Origin of the sequence: Micromonospora sp. NPDC005299 (genome assembly GCF_042872345.1) — a bacterium.
In the GTDB taxonomy this organism is placed as follows: domain Bacteria; phylum Actinomycetota; class Actinomycetes; order Mycobacteriales; family Micromonosporaceae; genus Micromonospora.
In genome coordinates, this window is sequence record NZ_JBIAKG010000005.1 from 275214 (window position 1) to 294815 (window position 19602).

The following is a 19602-nucleotide window of genomic DNA, read 5'->3' on the forward strand; positions in this document are numbered from 1 at the left end:
AGGGCCCCTCAGTGAGCGACACTCCGCACCTCGGTCCCGTACCTCAACGCATCACCGTCGGCGCGGATCAGGTGCGTCGGCTTGTTGCCGACCAGTTCCCTCAGTGGGCCGGCCTCACGGTTCAGCCCGTAGCCGACGGCGGCTGGGACAACTGGACCTTCCACCTCGGCCCGCGGATGTCAGTGCGTCTGCCCAGCGCATCCGAGTACGCCCTGGCGGTCGACAAGGAGCACCGGTGGCTTCCGGCGCTCGCCCCCCAACTTCCGCTGCCCATCCCCAGCCCACTGGCGAAAGGTGAACCCGGCGCGGGCTTCCCCTACTCGTGGTCGGTCTACCCGTGGCTCGACGGCGAGCCGGCGAGCGCGGACAGGATCGCCGACCCCGTCCGGTTCGCGTTCGACCTGGCCGGGTTCCTGGCGGCCTTGCGGCGCGTCGATACCACTGACGGTCCCCGCCCCGGACTGCACAACTGGTTCCGGGGCGGCACGCTGCGCACCTACGAGGAGAAAGCCCAGCGCGCGCTCACGGCACTCGACGGCCACGTCGACATCGACCTGGCTCGCGAGATCTGGCAGAGCGCACTGGACGCACGCTGGGACGGTGTGCAGAGCTGGTTCCACGGTGACGTCGCCCAGGGAAACCTCCTGCTCATCGACGGGGAGTTGGCAGCCGTCATCGATTTCGGAACCTGTGGCGTCGGCGATCCAGCCTGTGACCTGGCAATCGCGTGGACGCTGCTGACCGCTGACGGCCGGCAGGCGTTCCGGGAGCGGCTGTCGGTCGATGAGGCGACATGGGCGCGCGGGCGTGGCTGGGCCCTCTGGAAGACGCTCGTCACCTGCGCCTACACCCTGGACGATGCCGACGAGCCCGCCGGGAGCGCGCTGCGCATCCTCGGCGAGATCTTCTCGGAATACACGGCCGGCGCCGTCAGCACACCCAAGCCATGAACAGCCACCACGCCCGGCAAGCCCTCAGGCTGGCAGGTCGGACTCCACCGCGGCTCCTCGACGACAGCGAAGCGGAGGTCCGGCGCGAGCCTTCCTACCTGTCAGACTGTCGGCGCACCATCTCGGTGATCCAGATGGGCGCGAACGGAGACGTGCAGCCCGGGGGAGTCGGGTAGTCCTTGAGTACCTCCAGGCGCTCACCGATGCCGATTGCCCGGGCGCGGTGCTCGGGGTGCTCGATCCCGATCTGAGCCAGGCAGTGGTTCATCGCCCACTGCAGGCGATCCGGGGCGTCCTTCATCTCCGCCTCGATGACGTCGAGCAGTCCTGCGAGGTCGAGTCCCTCGGGCTTCTTCGCCACGCGTTCGGTGGTCAGCGCCCAGCCGGCACTCGCCACCACGGGATCCGGGTCGGCGGACCAGGCCAGGCGCAGCTCTTCGGAATGCGGGCTCTTCTTCACCACGTAGTTCACGAGCCAGTCGTGCACCTTGGGTGTGCGCGCCTCGCGCACCATGACGTCCAACTCGTCACGCTCGAACGCCTTCGGGCGGCAGATCAGGATCGCCAGCAGCCGCGCTGCGCTGTCATCCGTCTCCCAGAGCTGGCAGGCCAGTTCCTGCTGCGTCTTCAGCCGCTTCGCGAGCGCGCGCAGCTTGCCGAGGTTCACACCGTGATCGTCACCGTGCTTCTCGTTCACCGCGCGTGTCTTGGGGTCCTCGAGCTCGGCGAGCTCGGCCATCACCTCGGTCAGCGTCGTCTCGGCCACCTCAAACTCCTGTTCATCAGGTGCGGGTGCAGCCTACGACCGAAGTCAGCTCCCGCTGGCACGACGTGGTGGGGGCGCTGACAAGGTCAGGGCCGGTAGTAGTCGTCGATGGGGGCGCGTGCCTCGTCGAACAGGGCCGGACCGTCCTGCGCTACCGCCGGCCAGGTGCCTGACTGGGGGTTGAGTTCGATGAGCTGCTCGGTGGAGAGCGCGTAGACGACACGGCCGAGTCCGGAGCGGACGATACCGCCGGCGCACATGCCGCATGGCTGGCAACTGGTGTACATGGTGGTGCGTGCGGCCGTGTCAGGGTCGAGTTCACGGGCCGCCCAGCGGGCGAGCTTCAGTTCCGGGTGGGCGCTGATGTCGTTGTCACGCCGCACCGTGTTGTGGGCCTCGGCGAGGATCGCGCCGTCCGGACCGGCGAGCAGGGAGCCGTACGGGGCGTCGCCCAGGGTGACGGCGTGGGCAGCGAGGGCGATCGCGCGCCGCAGGAGATCCTCGTCGGCAGTGGTGATCACGATGGTTTCCTCCAGTGGGTGGCCACGGCGGCGAGCGCCTGCCAGGCAGCGTGGGGCCGGCGGGTCTCCTCCGGATCTCCGTGGTAGGGGTCGAGCACGACGGTGTCGGCGCCGAGCAGGTGAAGTTGATGGAGATCATCGAGGATCTGCTCGATGGTGCCGACGCCGGCGAGCCGCTCGGGGTCGTTGATCGGTGTGGTGGTCAGCCGCAGGGCGATGCGGGGCGCGAACCCGGGCAGCGTGCGGTTCGTCAGGGCCGAGCGCAGCCAGGGAAGGGTGTTCCGCAGCGGATGCCAGGCGTCGCCGTACCGGACGGCGCGTCGGATCGCCGCCTCGCTGTTGCCGCCGACCCAGACGGGTACCGGGGTGGTGTTGTCTCCGGCCTCTGTGCGCCAGGCACCGCGCAGGGCGACCAGGTACTCGTCGGTCAGTCGGCCGCGCGCGGTGAACGGCACGCCGAGCGCGTCGAACTCCTGACGTGCCCAGCCGACACCCACCCCGAGCACGAGCCGGCCGCCACTGAGCTGGTGGAGGTTGGCGGCCATGCGCGCCACCAGCAGCGGATGCCGGTAGGGCAGCACGAGCACGGTCGTGCCCAGCCGCAGCCTGGTGGTGATGCCGGCCAGCCAGGACAGCAGGGTGAACGGCTCGTAGAACGGCGCCGGGTACCGCTCGGCCACATCCGCGGTGACGGCCACGTGATCCGACACCATGAGCAGGTCGAACCCGAGCCCCTCCACGAGCCGCGCCCACTCGCGCAGCACTCCGGGATCGGTTCCCGGCCCAAAGTTCGGTACGTTGACGCCAAGGTGCATGGTCAGAGGCTATCTCGGTGATCATGGACTACGGAACACACTTCTCCCGGCAGCCCGGCCTACTGTCCGTTGATTTGCCGGTAGGATCCCGCCGTGGCCGCGAATCTTGACGACGTCGACTGGGCGATCATCGACCAGTTGCAGCAGGATGCCCGCATCTCGCTCAGCGAGTTGGGGCGGCGCGTGAGCCTCAGCTCGTCGGCCACGACGGAACGGGTGCGGCAACTGGAGTCGCGGGGCATCATCGCCGGCTACCACGCAGTGGTCGACCTGGGCAAGGTCGGCTACCCGGTGCTCGCCGTCGTCCGATTGAAGTACCCGGGCAACCACCACGGACCGTTGCACCGGCTGCTCGCCGAACGACGGGAGATCCTGGAGTGCCTGCGCACCACCGGGGACGACTGCTACACGCTGAAGGTGGCCGCGACCTCCATGGGGCATTTGGAAACACTCATGGACGAGCTGGCCAGCTTCGGCAGCACGACCACCAGCGTCGTCTACCGCCAGACCCTGCCGTATCGCGGACCCGTCCAGCCCTGACCCACACCTGACCGCGGCGGCGCCCGGTCTCACGGGGACGGCGACTCCCCGGCGCTGTTCAACCGACTGCCGTCCAGCGCCGTGTCCGTCACGGTCATCCGCAGCCGAACGTTGATCTCGGTGCTGCTGTGGGGCCAACGGGTGAGCCGAAACAGAATGAACCCGCTCCTGTGTTGCCCCCGCACCATTTCGCCCATCGGGCGACTGTCGATCCCCTCGAAGAGCCAGGCGTACACACCCTGCAGGTCTCCCTCCTGCCAGCCCTTCAGATCGGCCGCGTGCGCTCCCAGGGCAAGCTTCTCAGCCAGGTAGGGCGGATCCGCGACGCTCCGAAAATCGATGTCGAGACGATCGAACTCGTGTCCTTCGCCGAACTGCCAGTTCGCCACGACCTGGCTGATCCCCTGCGACACCGGTCGGGCCTCCAGTATCCACCCGTACTCGTCCATGAACGGGGCGTGTCGCTTCAGCCACATCCGCTCATCCGCTTGCCTCACCACCCAGGGGGAGGGGATCTCCGGAAAGTCGGGCCACTCGACCTCAGGGCAGTGCCAACCGCTGATCCATGACCTGACCTTCTCCCTGTTGGCGACGAACCTCTCCCTGCGCGCGTCTGCGTCCTGTCGCTCCGATCGGCGAAACATCAAACTGCCTCCTCCGCGACCTCCGGGCTTCACGGCGCACCGCTCCTATGTAGAGTCTGGCAGCCCTGGCAACGGCCTGATGCCCGTACCAACCGGCAGCGAGCCTCGCCAGAGGGCGACCGGGTCTCAGCGGAGATACCTGGAGGCTATGCGGGCCTGCTGTTTCCTGACTGGCCACAGAAAGCAGGTGATGATCAGCAGTAGCGGTGGGCCCTGGATGGCATGGGCGAGCCAGGCGCCCACCAGACTCGGTCCGCCCCACGACTGCTCAAGATGATCCGCGCCGAAAACCGGATAGAGCACTCCGCGCGCGATGAAGATGGCCCAGGCCGGGGCCAGCAGCGCGAAGGACACCAGCTCGAAGGGCAGACCGGCCAGGCGGTACCGCAGGGGCACCCGGGCGTCGCGCCCTCGTGGTGAACCGCCCTGGTTGACCTGGACACCGAGGAGCCGCGCCACCAGCTTCCGCTGAATCCGGCCCGTCAACGCGGCTGCGGCGAACGGCCCGCAGACGAGCCCGAGGACGTTCACCGGCAACGCGACAACCGCGTACGCGTTGTACTCCACCATGGCGGCGATCCCGCCGCGCCTGTCTGATCCCGTTCGTTTGCCTTGGACCGACGGTGCGTTGCCCGACGACGTGGTGGTACCGATTGGCCTCATGCGATCTCCCCACTCGATGGGTCACGTGTGACAGCGCGGCGGACGTACGAACGCCCTGACCGGACAACCACCATGCTCGTACCGGTCGTGGTCGCGGATCATCGGCGGCGGGCCTGGAAAATGGGCTCGGCCGAGCGCCCGATCAGATGCCTCACCTACACCTGGAGACGGAGTCGTGACCCGTTCCGGCGATCGATGGCCGGCGCTCCCGGCGCAGGTACCGTCGGCGCATGAGCCACAGCGATCTCAGCGACGCACATACGGTGGCGCTACCGCTGAGCGGGAAGGTCGCGCTGCTGCTCCGCAGATTCGGGCCGGTTGCCTGGCAACGTGTCGACACCGTCGTCGCGGTGGCACTCCTGGTGGGTTTGACCGGGCCGGAGTTGGTCGGCCATTCCCCCAACGACGATCCACGCCTGGCGATCCTGGCTCTGGGAGCGGGGGCCTCGCTTCCGTTGGCCCTCCGACGAAAACGACCGATGTCGGTTCTCGCGATCACGCTGGCGTGCGCGGTGGCCGCCAGCCTCCTCGGCATCGGGTACACACCGTTTGGCAGCAACGCCGGGCCCGCCGTCGGCCTGGCCATGTACACCGTGGCAGACCGGCTGAGCCGGAGAGTCTCACTCGGAGCCCTTGGCGTCGTCGTCGTGGCGACCTTCTCGTCGGCGTGGGTGGCGACCTGGCTTCACGGCGGTCAGGAGAACGCCGTCCACGTGGTCGCGGCGGCGGCTGGTTGGCTTGCGGGCGACACCGTTCGCACTCGCCGCATCTTCCGCACCGAGATGGCCGCCCGGCAACGCCGCGAGATGGCCGAGCGGACCCGCCTCGCCATCGCCGAGGAACGTGTCCGGGTCTCCCGCGAGGTCCACGACGTGATCTCGCACAATCTCAGCGTCATCGCCGTACGCTCGGGCGTCGGGCGCCTGCTGTTCGACAGCCGGCCGGATGAGGCCCGTACCGCCCTGGCCGAGATCGAGACGGTGAGCCGCACAGCGCTCGGCGAGTTACGCCGCCTGCTCGGCGCGGTCCGCGGTGAGGGCCACACCGCCCCGGCGCCCACGCTGGCCGACCTCCCTCCGCTGGTGGCCGAGGTGACGTCCTCGGGCATCGAGGTGACGCTGGAGCAGGGCGAGCTGCCCGCCGGCCTGCCATCCGCATTGGAACTGTCCGTCTACCGGATCGTCCAGGAAGCGCTGACCAACGTCGTCAAACACGTGGGCCGCACCCGCGCGCGGGTCGTCGTCACGTACGCCGATGAGACGCTGGTGGTCGAGGTTTCCGACGACGGACCCCACGACGGTCGGGGTAGACAGGCCGGAGACCCGGGATGGGGCCTCGTCGGCATCCGGGAGCGGGCTGCGCTCTTCGGCGGCACGGCCGACGTCGGGCCCCGCCACGAAGGCGGTTTCCGGGTGTCCGTGCGGTTCCCGGTGTCCGTGGAGTCCGACCTTGGAGTGGACCGATGAGCGTCAGCGTCCTGGTGGTCGACGACGAGGCTCTCATCCGGGCCGGTTTCCGGGTCCTGGTCGATTCCGACCCTGACCTGACCGTCGTGGGCGAAGCCGCCAACGGTGCGCAGGCCCTCCAGATGGTGCACGCCCTTCGCCCCGACGTGGTGCTCATCGACATCCGCATGCCCACCATGGATGGTCTGGAAGCCACCCGGCGCATCACGCAAACCGATTCGGTCCCCACCACGCGGGTGCTGGTGGTGACCACCTTCGACCGCGACGAGTACGTATTCGAGGCCCTGCGCGCGGGAGCCAGCGGATTCGTCCTCAAGGACACCCCGCCCGAGCATCTCCTTGAGGCGATAAAGGTGGTGGCCACCGGGGAGGCGCTGCTGACGCCCACCCTCACCCGCCGATTGATAACCGAATTTGTCAGAAGTGCTGTCCCGCCCCGGCGGCCGGCACCCACCGCGCTGGCAGGTCTCACGCACCGTGAACGCGAGGGGCTCGCGCAGGTCGCGGCCGGCCGGTCGAACGCCGAGTTGGCGCACATCCTGCACATCAGCCGAGCAACGGCAAAGACGCACGTCAGCAACCTGCTGTCAAAGCTGGACGCCCGCGACCGCGTTCAACTGGTCGTCCTCGCGTACGAGTCGGGACTCGTCAACCCCGCCGGCGGCGCCGGCCATGTCGGCCCAGGCCCGGGTCAGGGGTGAGGCGGGCTGACCACGGTGGCACCTGCTCAGCGGGTGGGCGTGCTTCCCCCGCCCGCTTGCTCTGGGGCGGCGGGACCGCGGTCCTCGAACTCGTAGGTGGTGGTCAGGCTCTCGGGCAGGTCCGGGACCAGAGCGTTGGTGCCATCGACGGTCTGGACGTAGCGCCGGCCCTGGAAGAGCGAGTAGGTCCCGTCGGGGACCTTTTCGATCTTGAAGAGCTGCGTCTGCGCGGTGGGGTCGCACGCCCGGCCGCGGACGCTGCCCGGCGCGGCGTCGTGTACGACGGTCATGCAGACCTGGCCGGCGCCGCGCGGCGTGGCCAGCATGATCCGGAATGTGTCTCCCTCGGGATGCAGGACCCACAGGGCCCGGTCGTCGATGCCCTGCTCGGTGGTGGCCCGCACCCGGTCGTCGTCACGGTCGATGGCGAGCGCGGCCCCGCCCATGCCGGGCACCACGATCAGGGTCTGCCGCCGGCCGCCGAGGATCTCCTGTTCCGGCGTGGTGGCCCTGGACGGGACGACCGAGGCCGGTACCGGGCCTACCGGGCCAATGCCCTCGTCCGGTGTCTCGACGTGGTCCCGCGCCTGCAGCAGGGTGGTGCCGGCGGCCACCACCAGCACGGTCAGCGCCGCGCCGGTGACGGCGGTACGGCGCCGCCGCCGGTCGCTGCGACGGCGCAACGTCTCGGCCGGGGGCAGCGTCGTGACCCGCCGGACTCCGTCGGCGATTGCCCGGAGGTCGTCGTGAGGATCAGCCATGGTGGGTCTCCTCGTGGTGAGTGTCGGTCAGTAGGTCCGCCATCGCTCTTCGACCTCGGGCGAGGTATGTCTTGACGGTTCCGGTGGGTGCCTGCATCTCGGCGGCGACCTCGGCGACGCTGAGGTCGTTCAGGTGGTAGAGCACGATGGCGCGGCGCTGGTTGGGGCTCAACCGCTGCAGCGCCTGGAGCAGGGCGACGTGGTCCTCGTTGAGCCCGGGCACGGTCTGGTCGACGGCGGACCGGCGGTGCGCGCGGATGCGGTTGAACGTCTTGCGCCAGCTGCTCACCGCGATTCGGGAGGCGACCCGGCGGACCCAGGCCTCCGGGCTGTCCGCCTCCCGCACGGTCCGCCAGCGCTGCCAGGCCCGCATGAAAGCCTCGGCGACGGCGTCCTCCGCCTCGCCGCGATTGCCGGTCAGCGCGTAGACGTGACCGACGATCCGTCCCGCGCAGGCCGCGTAGAGGGCGTCGAACTCCTCGGCGTCGCGCATCTGACCTGCCCCCGAGCCTCGTACGGTGGTCACGGCGGCATGCAACAGGGCAGGACCACCGGGTTGCACCGCACGGGCCGAGATTGTGACCACCGTCACAGGCGGGATGATCAACCCGCCGACCCGGCCAGGCGTCATCGTGCCGTCCCGGGAGAGGCCCGTGGCGGAGAGGACGATGTGCGACGACGGCAACGACGCGCCCTGACAGCCGGAGTGCTCGCGACCGCGCTGGCTGCGGCGGGCCTGACGGCCCAGTCCGCGGGCGCGCAGGAGAGGCCCGCGCCCACGGTCTCCGGCACGCCCGGCACCTTCACCCTGATCACGGGGGACCGGGTGTCGCTGGGCGCGGACGGCCACCCGGAGATCCAACGGGCGCCGGGGCGGTCCGGTATGCGGTTCGTCAGCACCCGGGAAGGCGGCCACCAGTACGTCATCCCGGTGGACGCGGTGCCCCTGCTGCACGACGGTCGACTCGACCGACGGCTGTTCGACCTCACCACGCTCGGCGAGTTCGGCTACGACGACCGGACCGCCGAACTACCGCTGCTGGTCGCGTACCCGGAGAACGCCGCGGCCCAGGCGCGGTCCGCCGCCGCCCGGGGTGCCGCAGTGCATGCGGACCTGCCTGCCGCCCACGCGCTGGCCGTGCGGGCGGACCGGAACGGCCGCGCCGCGCTGTGGTCGTCACTCACCCGCGGCACGACGTCGGGCCGCACACTCGCCGCCGGGGTCACCCGTGTCTGGCTGGACGGCAAGCGCCGGGTCTCCCTGGACCGCAGCGTGCCGCAGATCGGCGCCCCGACGGCCTGGCAGGCCGGCTTCGACGGCACCGGTGTGACCGTCGGCGTGCTGGACACCGGGATCGACGCGAGCCACCCCGACTTCGCCGGGCACCTCGCCGCGATCCGGGACTTCACCGGCGGCAACGACCCCAACGACACCGTCGGCCACGGCACCCACGTGGCGTCGACCATCGTGGGCAGCGGTGCCGCCTCGGACGGCAGGTACCGCGGCGTGGCGCCGGGCGCGAAGCTGGCCGTCGGCAAGGTCTGCGCCACCACTGAGTGCCAGGACTCGGATGTGATCGCCGGCATGCAGTGGGCCGCCTCGCAGGCCCGGGTGGTCAACCTGAGCCTGGGTGACACCGACAAGCCGGGCCTCGACCCGCTTGAGATCGCGGTCCAGGACCTGAGTCACCGGTACGGCACCCTCTTCGTGGTCGCCGCCGGCAACGAGGGCAAGCCGAAGTCCGTCATGACGCCGGCCTCCGCGGACGACGCCCTCGCCGTGGCCGCCGTCGACGGGGACGACCAGCGCGCCTACTTCTCGGCGCGAGGACCCCGCGTCGGCGACAACCACATCAAGCCCGAGATCAGCGCGCCGGGCGTCGACATCGTGGCCGCTGCCCCCGGCGGCGGCTACGTCGCCATGTCGGGCACGTCGATGGCGACTCCGCACGTGGCGGGTTCGGCCGCGATCCTCGCCGGACAGCACCCCGACTGGTCCGGCCCGCAACTCAAGGCCGCCCTGATGGACTCGGCCAAGCCGGCCGGCGAGGACAGCCTCTACGAGCAGGGCGCGGGCCGGCTGGACATCGGCCGCGCGGTCGCCCAGCCGATCGCCGCCGAGGTCGCCGCGGTCGACTTCCCGGTCCAGCGCTGGCCCCACGCCGACGACACCCCGATCTCCCAGGTCATCGGCTACCGCAACACGGGCACCGCGCCGGTCACCCTGTCGCTGACCGTCGCCCCGGCGCCGGCCGGCATGGTCACCGTCAGCCCGGCCACCCTGGTGGTGCCGGCCGGCGGCCGCGCCCAGGCGACGATCACCGTAGACACCCGGGTGGACGCGCCCGACGGGCTCTACCAGGGCGCGCTGAGCGCGAGCGGCGCCGGGGACCTGCGGGTACGGACGCCGTTCGCGCTCAACCGGGAAATCGAGAGCTACGACGTCCGGCTCGACCACACCGGGCGCGACGGCCGACCGGCCACGGAGTACACGACCGTGGCGGCGAACCTGGCCACGGGCGAGTTCAGCACCCTTGACGGGCAACCGGGCGGCGGCGTTCTGCGGCTGCCGAAGGGCCGGTACGCGCTGTACAGCACCATCCACGAGGGCGACGCGTCGACCCTGCTGGCGCAGCCGGTCCTCGACGTGCGCGGCCCGGTCACCGAGGCGCTCGACGCCCGCACGGCTCGGCCGGTCTCACTCACCGTGCCGCAGCGGGACGCCGCACCGCTCTCGATCAACGTGAGCGCGAACTGGAACGACGGCTTCCGCTACCCGGGGGTGCAGCTCAGCGGGGTGTCGTTCGAGGAGGTCTTCTTCGGCCGGATCGGCCCCGTCGTGGCGGCCCCCGAGTTCACCGCGACGCTGGGCGTCGGGCTCGCCCGCCCCGGCCCCGACCGGAGCTTCCGGAACAGCCCCTACACCTACGACCTCGCGTACGTCCGCCAGGGCGACATGTTCACCGGCCTCGCCAGGAAGCTGTCACCGAAGAACCTCGCCACCGTCAAGGCGACCTATCGGAGCCAGTCCACCACCGCGACCGCCGTCCGCTTCCACCGTGCGGCGTCTCCCGGCGGCGCGGGACCGATCGGTTCGAGCACCTCGTTCGACCTGCCGTTCCGGGCCACCGAGTACTACAACACCGACGGCGGCATCGTCTGGACGTCCACGTTCGTCGAGGGCGACAACCTCACCACGCAGGAGTCCACCTTCAAGCCGGGCCGGACGTACGCCCAGACCTGGAACGCCGCGCCCTTCGGGCCCACGGTGGGCCGGGCCCCGGCCCTGGCGCCGCTGGCGTACGCGGGCCGCGACGGCGACACCATCTCGGTCGCCTCGCCGCCCCTGTTCGGCGACGCGACCGGCCGTCCCGCAAGCCGCGACGACCTGCCGATCCACCTCCGGCTGTCCCGCAACGGTAAGGAGATCGCCACCGCGGACAGCCCGTACGCGGACTTTGCGGTGCCCCCGGGCAGAGCCAGCTACCGCCTGGAGGCAACCGCCACCCGCGGTGCGCCGGACATCCTGTCGACGTCGGTCTCCGTGGCCTGGACCTTCTCCTCGGCTCACACGACGAAGCCGGAGCGGCTGCCCCTGACGACGGCCCGGCCGATGCCCGCGCTCGACGACACCAACACGGCACGGGCCGGCACGACGATGGCCCTGCCCGTGGCGCTGGACCGGCTGGCGGACTCCACGGCTGCGCCCGGCCGGATGCTCGGCGTCTCGGCCTCGTTCGACGACGGCACGACGTGGGTCGCGATGCCGGTGCGCCGGGGCGTCGCCCTCATCAGGCATCCGCGGCGGCCGGGCTTCGTCTCGCTGCGACTGACGGCCACCGACAGCGCCGGCAACACGGTGACCCAGACGATCCAGCGGGCCTACCGGATCGCCTGACTCTCGGCCGAGTCCGGGGCGGCGGCCGCGTGAAGGCGCCGCCCCGGACCGGCCTCCGCCGATCAGCGGCAATTCCCCGGGAGCGTCCGGTGAGCGAGCCGTCCAGCGCCCACCTGCCGTACGGTGACTGCCATGACGGAGGCATCGGCCAGAGCCCACGTCGCGCGCTTCAACACCGCGGTCACCAGCGGTGACTGGGCGCCGTTCCTCGACGCCCTGCATCCCGACGCGGTCATGACCTTCGTCGGGCGAGCCGTCGGGTCCCAGCGAGGACGCGACGCCATCGCGATCGCCTACGCCGAACATCCGCCCGACGACACCATCCGGGTCAGCGGCCTCCGTTCCGACGGCGACCGCGACGTCGTCACCTTCGCGTGGTCGCGCGGCGGCACCGGCACACTGACGCTTCACTACAGCGGCGGCCAGGTGGCCGAGCTGATCGTCCAGTTCGACTGAAGGTTGTCGAGCTCAGCCGACCCCTACCCGGCAGCGTGCTCGGCGCCGGGCCGCGGCTCCAGGACCACCACAGCGGTCTCGGACGACCGCAGCGCCGCGTGAGCGTCGAGGTTCGCCTCGATCTCGCGCCAGCGGGCCCACAGCCGCGACCGCTCGTCGCCTGTTGCGGCGCGCCCACGTACCAGCCGCCGCCCGTCGACCAGGTTGACTGCCGCTTCCGGATGCGCCTGCAGGTTGAGCCACCACGCTGGCTCACCCTCACCCCAGCCATTCATCGCCAGCGTGAACAGATTGGGCCCGTCCTCCAGGTACGCGACGATGACGCTGCGCTGCTGGCCGGTGCGGCGCCCGGTCGTGGACAGCCGCAGGGTGCCCCAGCGGTCGGCGCGGGGCCGCCAGAGTCCGACCCGGCCGCCGAAGACCCGGTACAGGCCCCGGTGCACCGACCAGGCCAGCCGGATGAACCAACGCGGTGGAAGCTTCGGCTTCTCTGCCCGATTCTCAACCGACATGACGACCTCCAACGGCGACAAGGCGATGGTACGAACAGGACGCCAGCCGCAGTCTCGGGTGTACCGGCAGCGGCGGATGGCCGGTCGTCCACTGCACCGGTGTGCCGTCGTCATGCACCTGCCCCGCCGCCGGGCCCGATAGCAGAGCCCGGCGGCCGTCCACCGGTCGACAGCTTTCGCGACGTAGCGTCGTGAGCGGGTACGGGGATCAGCCGATCAGCGGGCGGCTGACGATGCTGTCGGTGCAGCCGCTCAGCTCCCGGTCCAGGGTCTCCTGCGCGTTGCGCATCGCCTCGGCGTACCGCGGTTCGGCGAGCCGCCGCATGCCCTCCTCGGGTGCGACGTCCTCGACCACCGCGCTGATCCACCAGATGTTGCCGAACGGGTCGCGCACCCGGCCGCCCCGCTGACCGAAGGCGTGGGTGGCCGGTGCGGTGACCACGCGGGCTCCGGCTGCGACGGCGCGCTCGGTCGCCGCGTCGGCGTCGGCGACGAAGACCCGCAGCAGCGACGGCATGGCGGGCCAGTCCGGCTGCTGGTCGAAAGCGAGCAGGATGGTGTCACCGACGCGAATCTCGGCGTGGCCGATGGTCCCGTCCTCCAGCCGTACCCGGGCGAGCTCGACCCCGTCGAACACCGCGGTGACGAAGTCCAGCAACTGCCCGGTGTGCGGGGTGACGATCCACGGCGCGGCGGTGGTGTATCCGGCGGGCGCGGTGCTGCTCATGGCGAATCTCCCTCGTGTCGTGGCGAACTGCGCCCACGGTAGATCTCGTATAGGTCAGTTCCCGTCCTAGTCGAGCGGCACAATGGCCGTCATGTCCGACGCGCGTGCCCGACTGCTGTCCCTGCTGTCGCTGTTGCAGACACCCCGGCTGTGGTCGGGAAGCGAGCTGGCGCGGCGGCTCGCGGTGTCCGGCCGAACCGTGCGGCGCGACATCGACCGGCTGCGGGAGCTGGGCTATCCGGTGCACGCCGAGCAGGGCGGGCTGGGCGGATACCGGTTGACCGCCGGCGCGGCGATGCCGCCGCTGCTGCTGGAGGACGACGAGGCGGTCGCCGTGGCCATCGGGCTGCGCACGGCGGCGGCCCAGCCGGTGGCCGGGGTGGACGAGGCGGCGCTGCGGGCACTGCGCAAGCTGCTCCAGGTGCTGCCGGCCCGGCTGCGCCGCAGGGTCGACACCCTGGCCTCCTCCACTGTGGCCCACCCGTTCTCGCTGGCCGCCGAGCCGGTGGACCCCGACACCCTGGTCGTCGCCGCCGCGACGATCGCCAACCACGAACGGCTGCGGTTCCAGTACCGCGACGAGGGCCGGCACGTCGAACCGCGCGCCCTGGTGACGGCCGGGCGGCGCTGGTACCTGCTCGCGTTCGACCTCGACCGCGACGACTGGCGGACCTTCCGACTGGACCGGGTCACGAAGCTCGTCGCGACCGGTGCCCGCGCGGCCACGAGGGACGTGCCCGGCGGGGACGTCGCCGCCTTCATCGCCAGCCGGACCACGCAGATGGCCCCGACGTACCCGGCCGACGTGGTGATCCACGCACCGGCCGCGCACGTGGTGGACCGCCTCGGCGGGCCGCCGCCGGGCACCCTGACCGACCAGCCGGACGGCACCTGCCGGTGGCTCGCGCCACCGGACACCCCCGAATGGCATGCGCTCCGGCTGGCGTCGATCGGGCTGCCGTTCCACGTCAGCGGCCCGCCGGAGCTGGCCGCCCACCTCAGGTCGACAGCTGCGCTGTTCCAGGCCGCCCTGTCATCGAGGAGATTGCCGCCCTCGGGCGGCGCGCGCGACGCGGGCTAGGACCATGTCTCATCGCCAGACCGGCTCGTGTCGGGAAGAAGTCGATCGTCGGCCAGGCCGGTGGCTCGGGGACCGGAAGGCCTGGGTAGCTTTCTGTCATGAGTGAGGACACCTTCCGCTCGGTGGAGATCGAGCGCATCAGCGTGGGGAAGTACGTCGTGCGGAATGTCCGCGGCGGATCGATGTCGATGGGCGCGGGCGAGGACGGCAGCTTCACGCCGGTGGAACTGCTGCTGGCGGCCATCGGCGGCTGCACCGCGGTAGACGTGGACCACATCACCAGCCGCCGTGCCGAGCCGGCCCAGTTCACCGTCGCGGTCACCGGCGACAAGATCCGGGACGAGGCCGGAGGAAACCGGATGCAGAACCTCAAGGTCGAGTTCACGGTGACGTTCCCGGCGGGCGCCGACGGCGACAAGGCGCGCGAGGCGCTGCCCCGATCAATGCAGCAGTCGCACGACCGGCTCTGCACCGTCTCCCGTACCGTCGAACATGGGGCTCCGGTCTCGATCGTCGAGGCTGCCCGTTCCATCGGGGACTGAGGTTTCGTGGTCTGGCCAGAACCACCAGTCTCCAAGGCTGCGAGCTTGCTGCGGGGGCGGCCCGGGTTCGTCGCCAGCCATGAGGGCGCGAAGCTCAGTCTGCGATGAGCGGAAGCTCGACCGGCTCGGCCGCGGCGCCGGCCGGCGCGGAGTGCTGCGGCGCGGGACGGGCCGGCAGTCGCGAGTGCCGGTGGTGGCGCACGGCGACCTCGCAGGTGACGAGGCGGACCGGCGCGGGAGGTACGGCGAACGGTCCCGGCCCCCAGCGCACCCAGAGCGCGACCCGGCCGGCGTCGGCCTCGGCGAGCAGCTTGTGCACCGTACGCAAGCGATCGGTACGGTCCACCTCGATCACGACGGGACGAGCGGCGGGACGAGCGAAGGCGACGTCCACGACCGAGTGCCGGTTCTGGTACGGGGCGGGCAGCGGGACGACACTCGCGGCGCGCCGGTACACCCGAAAGCCCTGGGCCTCACCCCACGCGGCGACCGCGTCGACAAGCAGCGCGGTGACCTCGTCGGTCGACCGGTCCGCGAAGGTCAGCGCGTCCAGGTGCGCCGCGAGCGAGGCAGCGAGCGCGTCGTCGTTCACCGTTCACTCCGATTGCCGCGCCGGTCGACCAGCCCGGACTCCAGGCGACGACGATCGCCTGCGCCCGGTCCCGCAGGCTCAGCTTACCCAGCAGCCGGCCGACGTGGAGTGGCGGCTGAACGGCGACGGGCGGCCGGCACGGGGCGAACCCCCGGTCCGGTTCCGCGGCGGGTGGGGGAGCGGCCGGATACGGTGGCAGGCGTGACCGAGGCGGTGCGGGTGTCGATGTGGTCGAGCTGACCTGGTACGGGCACAGCACCGTGTGGATCGAGGACGCGGGGACCCGGCTGCTGACCGACCCGCTGCTGCGGAACCGGCTGGCCCACCTGCGCCGCCGCCGCGGGCCCACTCCGCGACTGCCGTCCGCCCCCGACGCCGTACTCGTGTCGCACCTGCACGCCGACCACCTGGACTTCGCGTCGCTGCGCCGACTGCCAGCGGACACCGCGCTGGTGGTGCCGACGGGCGCCGGGCGGCTGGTCCGCCAGGCGCTCGGCGCGGCGGCCGCCGGCCGGTGCGCGGAGCTCGCCACCGGCGAGCGAATCACCATCGGCGGGCTCGCTGTCACCGCCGTGCCCGCCGTCCACCACCCCGGACGGGGTCCCTGGTCCCGGCACCGGGCACCCGCCCTCGGCTACCTGGTCGAAGGTCGCGCGCGCACCTGGTTCGCCGGGGACACCGGCCTCTTCGACGAGATGGCGGGCCTGGGGCCGCTGGATCTCGCGCTGGTCCCGGTCGGCGGCTGGGGACCGACGCTCGGCCCCGGCCACCTCGACCCGGCCGGGGCCGCCGAGGCGGTACGGCGGGCGGCGGCGGCGTGGGCCGTGCCGATCCACTACGGCACCTTCTGGCCGGTCGGCCTCGACCGGGTCCGGCCGGACCGCTTCCACGGGCCCGGTGACGACTTCGCCCGGCACGCGGCGAGAACCTCCCCGGCCACCCGCGTGCGGGTGCTTCGGCCGGGGGAGTCGTTCGCGGTGTGCCGACCGTGACGGCGACGCTGGGCGCGCTGGGCTCGCTGCTCCTGGTGGTGCTCTTCGGTTCCGTGGTCCCGGTGGTCCCGACCGGCGCGGCGGTCAGCGGCGCCGCCGCGCTCGCGGCCCACCAGCACCCGGTGACCGTGGTCCTGGTGGTGCTCGCCGGGGCCCTCGGCGCGTACGTCGGCGACCTCGCGACGTTCGGGCTGCTCGGCTGGGGTGGCGAACGGGTGACCCGGCGGGTGCCCGGTCTGCGCGTCGGCCGGCGGGTCGACCGGATGCCGGCCCGGGTCCGGGAGGGGCGGGTCTCGACGCTCCTGGTGTCCCGGCTCATCCCCGGCGGCCGGATCCCGGTGCTGCTGGCGGCCGCCGTGGCCGGGCTGGCCTGGCGCCGCTTCGCCGTCGCCAATGCGCCGGCCAGCCTGCTGTGGTCGGTGCTCTACGCCGGGATCGGAGTCCTCGGCCGCGCGGTCTTTCCCGAGCCGTGGGAGAGCGTCGTCGCCGCGATCCTCCTCGTCGTGCTGGTCACCCAGGGGCTGGGCTGGCTGGCCCGCCGCCGGGGGTTGCCGGAGGATCCGGTGGCGACGCCGTAGCCGTTGGTCCCGCTACCCCGGCGGTCCCGGGGCGTTCCGCGCGCTCCGGCCCGTCGCCGGCCACGTCAACCTGCTGGTCGGGCCGGCGCAGGCCCAGCCGGCGCAGCCAGCCGAGCAGCTGGCGGTGGACGTCGTCCGGCCCGACCAGCCCCCCGTCCTGCGGCCAGTCCGCGGGGTGGAGGAGCAGGGCCTGGGTCTGCCAGCCGCCGAGCCCGCCGTGGCAGCCGACCAGTTCCTCGAAGGCCGCCACCTCCTCCAGGCCAGGGTCCACCGTGCTGATCACCACGAGGTCGCCCACGTGCTCCATCGCCTGGTGGCGCAGCAGGTCGTGGCGGGCCCGCGGGCCGTACGGGACCAGCGGGTCGTCGCCGTCGACCCGCCCGTCACGCAGGCGGTGGCAGCCCCGCGCCCCGACCGCCAGGGGTCCGGCCGGGGAGTCGACCACGACCAGCCCGACACCGGGATGCGCGGCCAGGCCGTCGATCAGCCCCGGCGCCACGGCGTCGACGCGCTCGCGGGTCAGTCGTCCCGGATGACGGGCCAGGTAGATCATCGCCAGGTTGCCCGAGGCCACCACCACCGTGGCGGGATCGGTGTGGGTCGCCGCCTCCTCACGGTCGGCGGGCCCCAGGCTGACCTCGCCGCCGTCGGCGTGGGAGCGCAACGCCAGCCGGGTCGCCGTGCCGGTCGCCCCGCCCGAGCCGGCCGCCTCGGTGAGCAGCGTGTTCAGCCGTCCCCACTCCTCGACCGGGCCGGCGGCCTCGGCGGCCGCCACCTCCGGGACCGGGCCGGTGACCGTCGTCCGGCCGTCGGGTGCGACCTGCCGCACCGGGGGTGCGGCGAGCCGGGCGACCACGTCGGCGAGGGACTCGCCGTACCGCTGGCGGAACGTGGCGCCCTGGCTCTGTCCGTGGTCGCTCAACACCACGATGTGGTACTGCCGGGCCGCCTCGGCCGCCAGCCGCTGCAGGATGCCCAGCGTCTGATCGAGCGCCTCGAGGACCGCCATCGCCTGCGGCCGGGCCGGCCCGGCGTGGTGGGCGACCTCGTCGTAGTCCAGGAAGTCGCAGAAGATGACCGGCGCCCCGGCGGCCATCTGCTCGGCGATGAGCGACACGTTCAGATCGCTGAGCAGGCTCGCCATCGGGCGCAGCGCCAGGTAGGAGCCGTTGCGCCGGCCCCGGGGCCGGATGTCGCGCAGCCGCTGCCGCCGTGCCTCGTACAGCTCGCGGACCACCTGCCCGGCACCGCGTACGACGGCCCGCGCGAAGCCGTACGGGCTGGCCATGAAGACCGCGTAGCCCCGGATGGACCGTCCGGGCAGCCCGGCGCGGCTCACCGTGAGCAGGCTGGTGGGGGCGTCGCCGGAGAAGACGGTGCTGATGCTGACACCGCCGTCGCGCAGCAGCCCCCGCCCGGTGGAGAGGCGCTGCTCCACCTCGGCGGCGTCGCGGGGCCGACTGGTCACCAGCAGCCGGCCGGCGGAGGCGCCGTCGTCGGTGGCGGCCGCCTTCTCGTACCAGCGGTAGGCCGGCACCCGCCGGACGTCGCCGTAGAGCAGGCCCGCCTGGGCCGCGGGCGTGGTGGCCGGAACGCCGGTGTGCCAGCGGGTCATCCGGTGGCTGCCCGTGCGCAGCCACCGGCCGATGGTGGGCAGGTTGCCGGCGCGGATGGCCCACTGCACCAGCGGCGCGGCCACGCCGTCGAGCTGGACGACCAGCAGGCCGTCGGGCGCGGGCCGCTCCGGTGCCACCGGTGGGGTGCGGCCGTGCGGCAGCCGGTAGCGCCGTCCCGGGCGCCGGCGCCGCTCCCGCCGGCGCCGCACCCGGGTCATCACCCACAGCATCTCGCTGACGAACGCGTCGTCGGTGCCGGCGTCGGCGAGCCAGTTCACGATCGCCGCGAGTGCCACGGCAAGCCACGCGGCGGCGAAGGCGTCGGCGAACCCGGCGACGTCCGCTTCCGGGTCCAGCCGCAACGCCACGTACATGACGATGGCCTGCACGGACACGCCGATGACGAGTGCGCCGAGCCCGCCGAGCAGGGTGGCCAGGGCGAACAGCAGCGGGCGCAGCACCGCGCCGATCGCGGCGATCAGCCCGACCAGCCACAGCGTCGCGACCAACCCGCTGGCGGTGACCCCCGGCAGCAGCCACAGCGTCACGCTGAGCACCACGAACGAGGTGACCATGCTGCGCAGCAGGCTCCGGAGCCGGCCGACCGTGGGCCGGTAGTCCCGCAGCACCCGCAGACCGACGCGGACGGGCTGGGGCAGCGGCCGGTCGGCCTCGGCGCCCGCCTCCGCGTCCGGCTCCATTCCCATGACAATGCCACACCTGAGCTGGCAAGATCCGCGAGAGGGGTTGTCCCGTCCGCCCGCGCCGCCCGTGCCCACCT

21 protein-coding genes are annotated in these 19602 nt (G+C 72.1%); 10 read left to right on the top strand and 11 right to left on the bottom strand.

What is annotated here, in order from left to right:
* Positions 1–11 precede the first annotated feature (11 nt).
* Positions 12–950 carry an aminoglycoside phosphotransferase family protein gene (locus ACFYPD_RS17110; protein ID WP_387113884.1) on the top strand — a complete coding sequence of 313 codons (939 nt, stop codon included), beginning with the start codon at positions 12–14 and terminating at the stop codon, positions 948–950.
* A gap of 94 nt (positions 951–1044) precedes the next feature.
* Here ACFYPD_RS17110 and ACFYPD_RS17115 read toward each other — a convergent pair whose 3' ends face one another.
* From ACFYPD_RS17115 to ACFYPD_RS17125, 3 genes are all read right to left on the bottom strand, one after another.
* Positions 1045–1716 carry a DNA alkylation repair protein gene (locus ACFYPD_RS17115; protein ID WP_387113885.1) on the bottom strand — a complete coding sequence of 224 codons (672 nt, stop codon included), beginning with the start codon at positions 1714–1716 and terminating at the stop codon, positions 1045–1047.
* Between the two features lie 86 nt (positions 1717–1802).
* Positions 1803–2237 carry a nucleoside deaminase gene (locus ACFYPD_RS17120; RefSeq protein WP_387113887.1) on the bottom strand — a complete coding sequence of 145 codons (435 nt, stop codon included), beginning with the start codon at positions 2235–2237 and terminating at the stop codon, positions 1803–1805.
* Positions 2234–3052, bottom strand: coding sequence for an LLM class flavin-dependent oxidoreductase (locus ACFYPD_RS17125; RefSeq protein ID WP_387113889.1), 819 nt, complete (start codon positions 3050–3052; stop codon positions 2234–2236). The genes ACFYPD_RS17120 and ACFYPD_RS17125 overlap by 4 nt, the downstream gene beginning before the upstream one ends.
* 93 nt (positions 3053–3145) lie before the next feature.
* On the opposite strand from ACFYPD_RS17125, the gene ACFYPD_RS17130 reads away from it, so the two are divergent.
* Positions 3146–3592, top strand: coding sequence for an Lrp/AsnC family transcriptional regulator (locus ACFYPD_RS17130; protein WP_387113891.1), 447 nt, complete (start codon positions 3146–3148; stop codon positions 3590–3592).
* Positions 3593–3621: 29 nt separating this feature from the next.
* On the opposite strand, the gene ACFYPD_RS17135 is transcribed toward ACFYPD_RS17130, so the two are convergent.
* Both ACFYPD_RS17135 and ACFYPD_RS17140 read right to left on the bottom strand, forming a co-directional pair.
* The gene (locus tag ACFYPD_RS17135) at positions 3622–4068 is read right to left on the bottom strand and encodes a hypothetical protein (RefSeq protein WP_387113893.1); all 447 of its coding nucleotides are present in this window, start codon (positions 4066–4068) and stop codon (positions 3622–3624) included.
* 294 nt (positions 4069–4362) lie between these two features.
* The gene (locus ACFYPD_RS17140) at positions 4363–4806 is read right to left on the bottom strand and encodes a hypothetical protein (RefSeq protein ID WP_387113895.1); all 444 of its coding nucleotides are present in this window, start codon (positions 4804–4806) and stop codon (positions 4363–4365) included.
* Positions 4807–5129: 323 nt separating this feature from the next.
* Here ACFYPD_RS17140 and ACFYPD_RS17145 point away from each other — a divergent pair, with 323 nt between their 5' ends.
* Entirely contained in the window at positions 5130–6365 is a 1236-nt protein-coding gene (locus ACFYPD_RS17145; RefSeq protein WP_387113897.1) for a sensor histidine kinase, read from the top strand.
* Positions 6362–7066 (top strand): response regulator, encoded by a 705-nt coding sequence (locus tag ACFYPD_RS17150; protein WP_387113899.1) that lies wholly within the window; start codon positions 6362–6364, stop codon positions 7064–7066. The genes ACFYPD_RS17145 and ACFYPD_RS17150 overlap by 4 nt, the downstream gene beginning before the upstream one ends.
* Positions 7067–7092: 26 nt before the next feature.
* Here ACFYPD_RS17150 and ACFYPD_RS17155 read toward each other — a convergent pair whose 3' ends face one another.
* Both ACFYPD_RS17155 and ACFYPD_RS17160 read right to left on the bottom strand, forming a co-directional pair.
* Complete coding sequence (locus ACFYPD_RS17155) at positions 7093–7827, bottom strand: hypothetical protein (RefSeq protein ID WP_387113901.1); 735 nt, start codon at positions 7825–7827, stop codon at positions 7093–7095.
* Positions 7820–8320, bottom strand: a complete 501-nt coding sequence (locus ACFYPD_RS17160) for an RNA polymerase sigma factor (RefSeq protein WP_387114381.1) — start codon at positions 8318–8320, stop codon at positions 7820–7822. Before ACFYPD_RS17160 ends, ACFYPD_RS17155 begins: the two co-directional genes overlap by 8 nt.
* Before the next feature lie 213 nt (positions 8321–8533).
* Here ACFYPD_RS17160 and ACFYPD_RS17165 point away from each other — a divergent pair, with 213 nt between their 5' ends.
* Positions 8534–11725, top strand: a complete 3192-nt coding sequence (locus tag ACFYPD_RS17165) for a S8 family serine peptidase (protein ID WP_387113903.1) — start codon at positions 8534–8536, stop codon at positions 11723–11725.
* 132 nt (positions 11726–11857) lie between these two features.
* Positions 11858–12181 (top strand): nuclear transport factor 2 family protein, encoded by a 324-nt coding sequence (locus ACFYPD_RS17170; protein ID WP_387113905.1) that lies wholly within the window; start codon positions 11858–11860, stop codon positions 12179–12181.
* Between the two features lie 23 nt (positions 12182–12204).
* Here ACFYPD_RS17170 and ACFYPD_RS17175 read toward each other — a convergent pair whose 3' ends face one another.
* Both ACFYPD_RS17175 and ACFYPD_RS17180 read right to left on the bottom strand, forming a co-directional pair.
* A complete protein-coding gene (locus tag ACFYPD_RS17175) occupies positions 12205–12705 on the bottom strand; it encodes a nitroreductase/quinone reductase family protein (protein ID WP_387113907.1) in 501 nt (166 codons plus the stop codon).
* Positions 12706–12901: 196 nt separating this feature from the next.
* The gene (locus ACFYPD_RS17180) at positions 12902–13420 is read right to left on the bottom strand and encodes a VOC family protein (protein WP_387113909.1); all 519 of its coding nucleotides are present in this window, start codon (positions 13418–13420) and stop codon (positions 12902–12904) included.
* Between the two features lie 91 nt (positions 13421–13511).
* Here ACFYPD_RS17180 and ACFYPD_RS17185 point away from each other — a divergent pair, with 91 nt between their 5' ends.
* Both ACFYPD_RS17185 and ACFYPD_RS17190 read left to right on the top strand, forming a co-directional pair.
* Positions 13512–14501, top strand: a complete 990-nt coding sequence (locus ACFYPD_RS17185) for a helix-turn-helix transcriptional regulator (protein ID WP_387113911.1) — start codon at positions 13512–13514, stop codon at positions 14499–14501.
* A 98-nt stretch (positions 14502–14599) separates the two neighbouring features.
* A complete protein-coding gene (locus tag ACFYPD_RS17190; RefSeq protein ID WP_387113913.1) occupies positions 14600–15043 on the top strand; it encodes an OsmC family protein in 444 nt (147 codons plus the stop codon).
* A gap of 94 nt (positions 15044–15137) precedes the next feature.
* On the opposite strand, the gene ACFYPD_RS17195 is transcribed toward ACFYPD_RS17190, so the two are convergent.
* Positions 15138–15635: a hypothetical protein gene (locus tag ACFYPD_RS17195; protein ID WP_387113915.1), complete on the bottom strand. Its 498-nt coding sequence runs from the start codon at positions 15633–15635 to the stop codon at positions 15138–15140.
* A 227-nt stretch (positions 15636–15862) separates the two neighbouring features.
* Here ACFYPD_RS17195 and ACFYPD_RS17200 point away from each other — a divergent pair, with 227 nt between their 5' ends.
* A complete protein-coding gene (locus tag ACFYPD_RS17200; protein ID WP_387113917.1) occupies positions 15863–16627 on the top strand; it encodes an MBL fold metallo-hydrolase in 765 nt (254 codons plus the stop codon).
* The gene (locus ACFYPD_RS17205) at positions 16624–17205 is read left to right on the top strand and encodes a DedA family protein (protein WP_387113919.1); all 582 of its coding nucleotides are present in this window, start codon (positions 16624–16626) and stop codon (positions 17203–17205) included. The genes ACFYPD_RS17200 and ACFYPD_RS17205 overlap by 4 nt, the downstream gene beginning before the upstream one ends.
* On the opposite strand, the gene ACFYPD_RS17210 is transcribed toward ACFYPD_RS17205, so the two are convergent.
* Positions 17138–19522, bottom strand: a complete 2385-nt coding sequence (locus ACFYPD_RS17210) for an alkaline phosphatase family protein (RefSeq protein ID WP_387114384.1) — start codon at positions 19520–19522, stop codon at positions 17138–17140. The two genes, ACFYPD_RS17205 and ACFYPD_RS17210, sit on opposite strands and share 68 nt — an antisense overlap.
* Positions 19523–19602 lie beyond the last annotated feature (80 nt).

Coding starts and splice junctions, on each gene's coding strand:
- ACFYPD_RS17125 (WP_387113889.1), bottom strand. CDS start 3,052: ATGCACCTTGGCGTCAACGTACCGAACTTTGGGCCGGGAACCGATCCC.
- ACFYPD_RS17135 (WP_387113893.1), bottom strand. CDS start 4,068: ATGTGGCTGAAGCGACACGCCCCGTTCATGGACGAGTACGGGTGGATA.
- ACFYPD_RS17140 (WP_387113895.1), bottom strand. CDS start 4,806: ATGGTGGAGTACAACGCGTACGCGGTTGTCGCGTTGCCGGTGAACGTC.
- ACFYPD_RS17145 (WP_387113897.1), top strand. CDS start 5,130: ATGAGCCACAGCGATCTCAGCGACGCACATACGGTGGCGCTACCGCTG.
- ACFYPD_RS17150 (WP_387113899.1), top strand. CDS start 6,362: ATGAGCGTCAGCGTCCTGGTGGTCGACGACGAGGCTCTCATCCGGGCC.
- ACFYPD_RS17155 (WP_387113901.1), bottom strand. CDS start 7,827: ATGGCTGATCCTCACGACGACCTCCGGGCAATCGCCGACGGAGTCCGG.
- ACFYPD_RS17160 (WP_387114381.1), bottom strand. CDS start 8,320: ATGCGCGACGCCGAGGAGTTCGACGCCCTCTACGCGGCCTGCGCGGGA.
- ACFYPD_RS17170 (WP_387113905.1), top strand. CDS start 11,858: ATGACGGAGGCATCGGCCAGAGCCCACGTCGCGCGCTTCAACACCGCG.
- ACFYPD_RS17180 (WP_387113909.1), bottom strand. CDS start 13,420: ATGAGCAGCACCGCGCCCGCCGGATACACCACCGCCGCGCCGTGGATC.
- ACFYPD_RS17185 (WP_387113911.1), top strand. CDS start 13,512: ATGTCCGACGCGCGTGCCCGACTGCTGTCCCTGCTGTCGCTGTTGCAG.
- ACFYPD_RS17190 (WP_387113913.1), top strand. CDS start 14,600: ATGAGTGAGGACACCTTCCGCTCGGTGGAGATCGAGCGCATCAGCGTG.
- ACFYPD_RS17210 (WP_387114384.1), bottom strand. CDS start 19,522: ATGGAGCCGGACGCGGAGGCGGGCGCCGAGGCCGACCGGCCGCTGCCC.